The 8,250-nt window shown below is 70.4% G+C and carries 8 protein-coding genes; 5 read left to right on the forward strand and 3 right to left on the reverse strand.

Annotated features, from left to right (window positions below; genetic code table 11):
* On the reverse strand, positions 1 to 331 hold a 331-nt coding region (locus DW306_RS11670; protein WP_136055764.1), incomplete at its 3' end, for a YbjQ family protein.
* 96 nt (positions 332 to 427) lie between these two features.
* On the opposite strand from DW306_RS11670, the gene DW306_RS11675 reads away from it, so the two are divergent.
* Together DW306_RS11675 and DW306_RS11680 are read left to right on the forward strand one after the other, a co-directional pair.
* Complete coding sequence (locus DW306_RS11675; RefSeq protein WP_136055765.1) at positions 428 to 769, forward strand: hypothetical protein; 342 nt, start codon at positions 428 to 430, stop codon at positions 767 to 769.
* A gap of 150 nt (positions 770 to 919) precedes the next feature.
* On the forward strand, positions 920 to 2,326 hold the full coding sequence (locus DW306_RS11680; RefSeq protein WP_205814159.1) for a dicarboxylate/amino acid:cation symporter: 1,407 nt from the start codon (positions 920 to 922) through the stop codon (positions 2,324 to 2,326).
* A gap of 114 nt (positions 2,327 to 2,440) precedes the next feature.
* On the opposite strand, the gene DW306_RS11685 is transcribed toward DW306_RS11680, so the two are convergent.
* Together DW306_RS11685 and DW306_RS11690 are read right to left on the reverse strand one after the other, a co-directional pair.
* Entirely contained in the window at positions 2,441 to 4,171 is a 1,731-nt protein-coding gene (locus DW306_RS11685) for a sodium:proton antiporter (RefSeq protein WP_136055766.1), read from the reverse strand.
* 44 nt (positions 4,172 to 4,215) lie between these two features.
* The gene (locus DW306_RS11690) at positions 4,216 to 5,394 is read right to left on the reverse strand and encodes an NAD(P)/FAD-dependent oxidoreductase (protein ID WP_136055767.1); all 1,179 of its coding nucleotides are present in this window, start codon (positions 5,392 to 5,394) and stop codon (positions 4,216 to 4,218) included.
* A gap of 79 nt (positions 5,395 to 5,473) precedes the next feature.
* Between DW306_RS11690 and DW306_RS11695 the strand changes: the two genes are divergently transcribed.
* The 3 genes from DW306_RS11695 to glp form a co-directional block, all read left to right on the forward strand.
* Positions 5,474 to 5,983 carry a MarR family transcriptional regulator gene (locus DW306_RS11695; RefSeq protein ID WP_136055768.1) on the forward strand — a complete coding sequence of 170 codons (510 nt, stop codon included), beginning with the start codon at positions 5,474 to 5,476 and terminating at the stop codon, positions 5,981 to 5,983.
* Positions 5,984 to 6,049: 66 nt separating this feature from the next.
* Entirely contained in the window at positions 6,050 to 7,090 is a 1,041-nt protein-coding gene (locus DW306_RS11700) for an LLM class flavin-dependent oxidoreductase (RefSeq protein WP_136055769.1), read from the forward strand.
* 58 nt (positions 7,091 to 7,148) lie between these two features.
* On the forward strand, positions 7,149 to 8,250 hold a 1,102-nt coding region (glp, locus tag DW306_RS11705), incomplete at its 3' end, for a gephyrin-like molybdotransferase Glp (protein WP_136055770.1).

Raw genomic sequence — 8,250 nt, forward strand, 5'->3', positions numbered from 1 at the left:
GGGCGGATGCCGCGGCGAGCGGCTCCACCACGACGGCGGTCCCGTAACCGCAGACCTCGCTGAAGGTGCCGATCGACCCCGTGTCGAAGCGCATGGCGACGATCGCATTGGCCCCGCGCTGCTGCGCCTCGGCCCACATCCGGCCCATGACGACCTGACGGCTCTCGTACATCACCTGGGTGTACTCGGGGATCTCTCCGCCGCCCAGCGCCCGGAAGCCGGCGGTGAAGCTCTGCCCGAAGTCGGTCGACCGGACCGTGAGGCCCATGACCTCGCCCATCACCTGGGTGATGCGGTAACCGGGGACGTCGTTCGTGGTCACGATGAACATGAGGACATCGTGGCAGAACGCCGGCGCCTTGGCATGGGCAATCCTCCCCATGCAAGCCCCTCTATGAATCGGCTGTGCAGCGCTAACGTGAACACCATGAAGCTCAACGACCGGAACCTGCGCACCCCCGCCCGCCTCCTCATGGCCCTGCCTATCGCCGCGCTCGCCTTCTCCCTCGCCGCGTGCGGCGGACCGAGCCGCCCGTCCGAAGACGATGTGGCGAAGGGACTCGCCCAGTTCTTCGAGTCCCAGGGCATGGGCGACCAGATCGACGCCGACGCCGCCGAGTGCCTGGCGGAGTACCTCGTCGACTCCGAGCTGAGCAACGAGACCCTCACGTTCCTCGCGAACGGCGAGGACAAGCAGAAGAACGAGGCCGACAAGGCCCTGACCACGCAGATCATCTCGGACAACGTCCAGGAGTGCATCGCCGACTGATCCGGTCGGCACCAGGCGGAGCGGATGACGGATGCCACGGCATCCGTCATCCTTCGTCATATCGGCCTCCGGAACGAACCGGCGCTCCTAGCGTGGAGCGTCATGGCGTGCACTCGGCACGTCGCGATTTCCTGGAGTTCCCCACACACCATGAGCACCACCGCACGCGCCCAGAAGGCGCCTGACACACGCGGTCCGGTCCGGAAGCTGCTGACGTCCTTCGGCTTCCAGATCCTCGCCGCCCTCGTCCTCGGCATCGCCGGCGGCCTCCTCGCCCGCCAGCTCGGCGCCACCGCGGACAACCCGAACGGCCTGTCCGCGACGCTCGACACGATCGGCAGCTCGTATGTGACGCTGCTGCGCGCCGCCGTCGTGCCCCTGATCTTCACGGCCATCGTCGCGAGCATCTCGAACCTGCGCCGCGTGCAGAACGCCGCACGCCTGGCCGGCCAGACGCTGCTGTGGTTCGCGATCACGGCATTCATCGCCGTGACCATCGGCATCGTTCTCGGTCTCGTCATCCAGCCGGGTGCGAAGGCCGGCGAGGGACTCACCCCGGGCGAGCCCTACACCGTGGGCACTTGGTGGAACTTCCTGCTCGGCCTCATCCCGCAGAACTTCCTCGGCATCGGAGCCAGCACGCAGGTCGACGTCGAAGCGGGCACCGCCACGTCGAGCATCAGCTTCAACATCCTCCAGGTCATCGTCGTCGCTGCCGCCGTCGGCATCGCCGCCCTCAAGGCGGGCAAGAAGGCCGAGCCGTTCCTCGCGTTCACCGAGTCGCTGCTCAAGGTCATCCAGCGCGTGCTGTGGTGGATCATCCGCATCGCGCCGCTCGGCACCTTCGGCCTGATCGGCGCCGCCGTCGTCGAATACGGCTGGGAGAAGCTGGCCTCGCTCGCCTGGTTCGCCGCCGCCGTCTACATCGGCCTCGCGCTGGTGATCTTCGTCGTCTACCCGATCCTCGTGAAGACGCACGGGCTGTCGATCAGGCAGTACTTCTCGGGCGTGTGGCCCGCCGTGCAGCTGGCCTTCGTCAGCCGCTCGTCGATCGGCACCCTGCCCCTCACCGAGCGTGTGACCGAGCGGAACCTGGGCGTGCCCCGCTCCTACGCGTCGTTCGCCGTGCCGTTCGGCGCGACCACGAAGATGGACGGCTGCGCCGCGATCTACCCGGCCATCGCCGCGATCTTCGTGGCACAGTTCTTCGGCATCGAGCTGAACTTCGTACAGTACCTGCTGATCGTGATCGTCTCGGTCGTGGGCTCGGCGGCCACCGCCGGCACCACCGGCGCGACGGTCATGCTCACGCTCACGCTGTCGACCCTCGGCCTGCCGCTCGAGGGCGTGGGTCTGCTCCTCGCGATCGACCCGATCCTCGACATGGGCCGCACCGCCGTCAACGTCGCGGGGCAGGCGCTCGTGCCGACGATCGTGGCCAAGCGCGAGGGCATCCTCGACGAGGAGCTCTACAACGCGCCGCGCGAGGGCCTGCCCTTCGCCGACGACGCCGACGAGCCGGAGACGAGCGCCAAGGAGCCGGTCGGCACCCGCTGACCCTTCCCCCGCTCGTGGCCGACCGGCCCCGATGTGAACGAACCGGCCCCCTGCGTGCATGCGCAAGGGGCCGGTTCGTGCGTGAAGGGGCCGCTCGGCGACGGATCGGCTGCGCTACGCGCGCTCCTGCGGCCGGGTGGCACCGCGGGTGTCGAGCGCGAGCTCCTCGGCATCCATCGCGGTGAGCAGCTCCCGCATCACCTCCTCGTCGAGGTTGCCGGCGTCGCGCTCCGCCAGGAGGATGTCGCGGCGCACCTGCAGCCAGCCTCGGGACAGCGCGACGAGGTCTTCGTACGACGGCTGGCTCGCGGCGTCCCCCACCTGCTGGGCCTCGTCCGTGTCGCGCTCCACCCGGGTCATCCTCTTCGTGAAGGCGTCGAAGAGGGGCATGTCGACCTGTCCGTGCTTCGCCTCCCACTCGACCCGCTTCTCGGCGAGGAACTCCTTGCCGGCGGCGCGACTCTTCTCTTTCACGGCCTCCAGAGCCTTCTCGTCCTCGGCCTCGTCGACGTCGCTGGCGATGCCCAGACCGCGGATCAGCATCGGGAGGGTCAGACCCTGCAGGAGCAGCGTCGCCACCGTCACGATGAAGGCGACGACGACGATCGCGTGCGAGGCGTCGGAGTCGAGGGCGGCGAGGTCTGCGGCCGCGAGCGCGGTCGCGAGCGTCACCACGCCCCGCATCCCGGCCCACGAGATGATCGCGTTGTCCCTCCAGGAGAGCTGGAGTCCCGCCATCCGCTCGCGCACGACATGCGTCCGGAGCTCCTCCGGGGTGAACTGCTTCCAGCGGCTGGACTGCTGCTGCCGCTTCTCGAACTCGCCGGACTCGAAGCCGCGGTCCATGCGGGCGAGTCGGCGGCGGTCCTGGAAGTTCGACCACGCGCTGATCGGATAGATGTACAGCGGACGCACGACGAGCACGACCAGCAGCACCGCGCCCGAGAGCAGCAGGATGTGCCCGACCGACTCGCTGCCGAGGTCGTTGAGCACCCGCGGGAACTGCAGCCCGATGTACGCGAACACGAAGCTCTCCAGCAGCAGGTCGGCCGACAGCCACAGCGGCTTCTCCTGCTGCCGCGTGGTGTAGTCGGTGCGCGGGGCGTTGAAGCCGACGTAGAGTCCCATCGCGACGACGGCGAGCACGCCCGACCCGAGCAGGTGCTCCGCGATCGCGTAGGCCCCGAACGGCGCGAGCAGGCCGAACGTGCCGATCACGACGGGATCGCTGATCCGCATGCGCAGCTGGTGCAGCACGACGCCGAAGACGAGGCCGATGGCGACGCCGATGCCGACCGCGAGCAGGAACTGCCAGATGCCGTCCCACACGGTGAGCGTCGCCCCGGCCAGGATCGCCGCGAACACCCGGTAGAGCGTCAGCGAGGTGGCGTCGTTGATGAGACTCTCGCCCGACAGGACCGTCATGATGCGGCGCGGGAGCCCGAGCTTGCGGCCGATGGCGGCGGCGGACACCGCGTCGGGCGGAGCGACGATCGCGCCCAGCAGCAGCGCGCCGGGGAGCGTCAGCGCCGGGAAGATCCACCACGCCACGAAACCGACCGCGAGCGCCGTGAGCAGCACGAGGGTGACGCCGAGCCGGCGGATCTGCGGCAGGCTGCGCTTGAAGCCGACGAACGACACGTCGAGCGCCGCCGAGTAGAGCAGCGGCGGCAGCACGAGGTTCAGCAGCAGGTGCCCGTCGATGTCGACCTCGGGCACGAACGGCAGGAAGGATGCCGCGAGCGCGACGATCGTGACGAGCAGCGGCGCCGGCCACCCTCGCCACCGCGCGACCGCGGCGACGGTGACCGCTCCGACGAGCACGTAGAAGATCTCGGCATCCATGTGCCCACGCTAGCGGGGCGACCCGCGATGACGGGAGCGGGGACTCACCAGTGGACGACGTGGTTGTAGAGGTGATCGTTGCGGGTGTCGGACGAGGCGTTGCGGAGGAACCTCGGGAGCATCGCGTCGCGGAGCGCGATCCCGAGACGGGAGGTGGTGACGCGCTTGTTGCGGTTGACGGCGCGCGCGTACTTCACGACCTCCTCCGCGCGGGGCCGCCGGTCGCGTTCGTAGGCGGCGAAGGCCTGCTCATGGTCGGCCGCGTCGCGCAGGTGCCGGGCCAGCACGATGGAATCCTCCAGCGCGAGCGAGGCGCCCTGACCGGCGCTGGGCGAGGTGGCGTGCACGGCGTCTCCGACCAGCACGAGCCGCCCGCGGTGCCAGTGCGGCACGTGCGTGAGATCGGACAGCGCATACGCGCCGATCTCGCCCTCCACGTGGTCGAGGATCTGCGGCACCGGGTACGGATCATCGGCATGCAGCGCCCGCAGTCGCGTGAGCCACTCCTCGTCCGACACCGCGCGGGTGTCGTCGCGGCTCGCGTCGGATGCGGTCACGTTGGCGAACCAGTAGGCCGTGCCGTCGTCGCGCACCAGGTAGCCGAAGAACGACTTCGCTCCGAACACCATGTACTGCTCGCCCGGTGTCGGCGCGAGACCGGGCACCCGGGAGAAGCCGCCGACGCTGATCAGTCCGCTCGGAGCGGGTGCCGGGGCATCCGGGTCGATGGTCGTCCGCACGATCGATCCGACGCCGTCCGCGCCGATCAGCACGTCCCCCTGGGCGGTGCGTCCGTCGGCGAAGTGCGCGACGACGCCGTCGGGCGTCTCCTCGATGCGCTGCAGCCGCGCATCGAACGTGAGGGGGATGCCGGCATCGGCGGTCGCGTCGCGGAGCACCTCGTGCAGCCACGCACGCCGCACGACGACGCTGCCGCGAGCGGGATCGGCGGCCGGGCCGTTCGGCACGACGCCGAGTCGTGCGCCACGGCCGCTGAGCATCACCATGTGCGGGCTGAGGTGGCCGTCCGACACGAGGCGGTCGCGGAGCCCGAGCTCGTGGAGCACCGCCAGACCGTTGGTGGCCGCGTTGAGGAACAGTCCGCCGTAGGGGGCCGGCGCGCTGCGTGCCTCGAAGATCTCGACATCCCAGCCGGCGCGCCGGAGGAAGAGCGCGGTGGCGGGGCCGGCGACGCCGCCGCCGATGATGAGCGCCTTGGGCATGTCATGATCCTTCGATAGTCTGAGCGTAGAAAGAGAGAGTCTCCAAATAAGAGTCTCTCGAATATAGAGAGATTATCGGATGCCGCAGAAACCGTCAACACGTGACGCCGCCATCGCCCGACAGGGCGAGGTGATGCGCGAGTTCATGGCCAGAGCCGTGCTGTTCCAGGAGGCCGTCGCACGCTCGGGCGGACTCAACGGCACCGACCTCCAGGCCGTCGGGCTGCTGCTGAGCGAAGGACCTGCAACACCGGGAGAACTGGCGGCTCGCTCCGGCCTGACCGCCGGCGGCGCGGTCACCGCCATGATCGACCGGCTCGAGCGCGCGGGTTTCGTCACCCGCACCCGCGACGAGACCGACCGGCGACGCGTGATCGTGTCCGCCGTTCCCGAGGCCGTGATGGCGCGGGTCGGACACGTCTACGGACGAGTCGCCGAACGCTGGAACAACTACCTCGACACCCTGACCGACGACCAGATCGCCTTCGCGAACGAACTGCTGGACCGCGCGGCGACCATCAATCGCGAAGAGATCGAGACGCTGCGCACCGAGGGGCGCGCCAGCTCCAAGCAGACGCCCACGGCCTGACCCGCGGGCCGCACTCCCCGCTCGGGTCGGGGAATGCCCCGACGATCCGGCCGGTTGCACCCAGGGATGTCTGATATCGCTCTCTCCGTCCTCGATCTCGTCCCGGTGCGCACCGGCCAGACCAGCGCCGAGGCCATCGCCTCGTCGCTCGCACTCGCCGAGACGGCCGACCGGCTCGGCTACCGCCGCTACTGGTTCGCCGAGCACCACAACATGCCGGCCGTCGCGTCCACCACTCCCCCGGTGCTGATCGCCGCGGCAGCGACCCGCACGACGCAGCTGCGCCTGGGCTCCGGCGGCGTCATGCTCCCGAACCACGCACCGCTGATCGTGGCCGAGCAGTTCGCCGCGCTCGAGGCCATCGCCCCCGGACGCATCGACCTCGGGCTCGGACGCGCGCCCGGCAGCGATCCGGTCATCACCCAGCTGCTCCGGGGGTCGGGGACCACGAGCGACGTCGAGCAGTTCCCGCGTCATGTGCAGGACATCGCGGCCCTGGTCTCGGGCGACGGCGCGACCGTGCGATTCACCTCGGGTGGCGAATACACGGTGCGAGCGACGCCCGCCGCGACCGGAGCCCCCGAGGTCTGGCTGCTCGGATCGAGCGATTACTCGGCGCAGCTCGCAGCCGCCCAGGGCCTCCCCTACGTCTTCGCGAACCACTTCTCCGGGCAGGGCCTGGAGCGCGCGCTCGACCTCTACCGCAGCGGCTACCAGCCCAGCGAGGAGAACCCGGAGCCCCGCACCTTCCTCACCGTCAACGTCGTCGCCGCACCCACCGCCGAAGAGGCCGAGGCGCGCGCGCTGCCGCAGCTGCACATGATGGCGCGCCTGCGGCTGAATCAGCCTCTCGTCGCGCTCGAGACCGTCGAGGAGGCTGCGGCCGTCGAGACGGATGCCGCCACCGACCAGGTCATCCAGGCGGCACGGTCGCGCTGGTTCGTCGGCACCGGCGAGACGGTCGCCGCTGAGCTGCGCGACTTCGCGTCGACCTACGGGGTCGATGAGGTCATGCTGTCTCCGGTCGCGGCATCCTCCGACTCCGAGCCGATGGACGTCCCGACCGGGCGCGCGCAGACGCTCGAGCTCATCGCCGCAGCACTCTGAAGCCCGCAGCACGCTGAAGCCCGTCGGGACGACCGACGCCGCGGCGTACGCTGAGTGCATGCGCGCCGCCACCCCGACGATCGGCGCCGGGACGACGCGCCGCACCGTCGACGAGCATCTCGCGGTGATCCTCTCGGCGGTGACCGCCCTGCCTGCGGAGACCGTCGCTCTCATCGATGCGGTCGGCCGTACGCTCGCCGCCCCGGTGCACGCGCGCGTCGATGTCCCGCTGTTCGACAACTCCGCGATGGACGGCTTCGCGGTGCGTTTCGCCGACGTCGCGGCAGCCGATGCCGCGCACCCCGCCACCCTGCGCGTCGTGGCCGACATCCCCGCCGGCTCGCCTTCGGACCCGGACCTGCTTCCGGGTGAGACCGCGCGGATCATGACGGGCGCGCCCGTTCCCTCGGCGGCAGACACCGTGGTCCCCGTCGAGCACATCCGCGGCGGCTTCGCCGAGTCGACGACCACCGCCGTCGTGACCGGCTCGCCACGCGGCGAAGGCGCCCACGTCCGGCGCCGCGGTGAAGACGTGCGCGCCGGCGAAGAGGTCGCCCCTGCGGGTACCGGCATCGGTCCGCTGCAGGCGACCGCGTTCGCGGCATCCGGAGTCGACCGGGTCGACGTGGTCCGGCGGCCGCGGGTCGCGGTGATCTCCACCGGCAGCGAGCTCGCCCCGACCGGCGGGGAGTTCGCGCGCGGACAGATCCCGGAGTCGAATGCGATCCTGCTGTCGGCATCGTGCCGTCTGGCGGGTGCCGATCCGGTGCTCGTGACGACGGTGACCGATGACGATGCCGCGTTCGGCGCTGCGTTCGCGGGCGCGATCGACGACCTCGGGGCCGACGTCGTCGTCACGTCCGGCGGGGTCAGTGCCGGAGCGTACGAGGTCGTCCGCAGCGTGCTGACCGACCGCATCGCGTTCGTGTCGGTGGCCATGCAGCCCGGCGAGCCTCAGGCATTCGGGCACGTCGGCGGAGCGCTCGTCTTCGGCCTGCCCGGAAACCCCGTGAGCGTCGCGATGTCGTTCGAGGCGTTCGTGCGCCCGGCGCTGCTGGCTCTGCAGGGGCGGACGGACCTGCAGCGGCCGATGATCCGGCTGCCCGCTGCGACGGGATGGCGGAAGAAGGAGGGGCGCCGGCAGTTCGTGCCGGCGACCA

It is taken from the genome of Microbacterium sp. K24, assembly GCF_004794465.1.
GTDB lineage: Bacteria > Actinomycetota > Actinomycetes > Actinomycetales > Microbacteriaceae > Microbacterium.

Bases quoted from the DNA above. Each gene is read 5' to 3' on its own strand.
- DW306_RS11690 (WP_136055767.1), bottom strand. From the start codon at position 5,394: ATGCCCAAGGCGCTCATCATCGGCGGCGGCGTCGCCGGCCCCGCCACC.
- DW306_RS11700 (WP_136055769.1), top strand. From the start codon at position 6,050: ATGTCTGATATCGCTCTCTCCGTCCTCGATCTCGTCCCGGTGCGCACC.
- DW306_RS11675 (WP_136055765.1), top strand. From the start codon at position 428: ATGAAGCTCAACGACCGGAACCTGCGCACCCCCGCCCGCCTCCTCATG.
- DW306_RS11685 (WP_136055766.1), bottom strand. From the start codon at position 4,171: ATGGATGCCGAGATCTTCTACGTGCTCGTCGGAGCGGTCACCGTCGCC.
- DW306_RS11680 (WP_205814159.1), top strand. From the start codon at position 920: ATGAGCACCACCGCACGCGCCCAGAAGGCGCCTGACACACGCGGTCCG.
- DW306_RS11695 (WP_136055768.1), top strand. From the start codon at position 5,474: ATGCCGCAGAAACCGTCAACACGTGACGCCGCCATCGCCCGACAGGGC.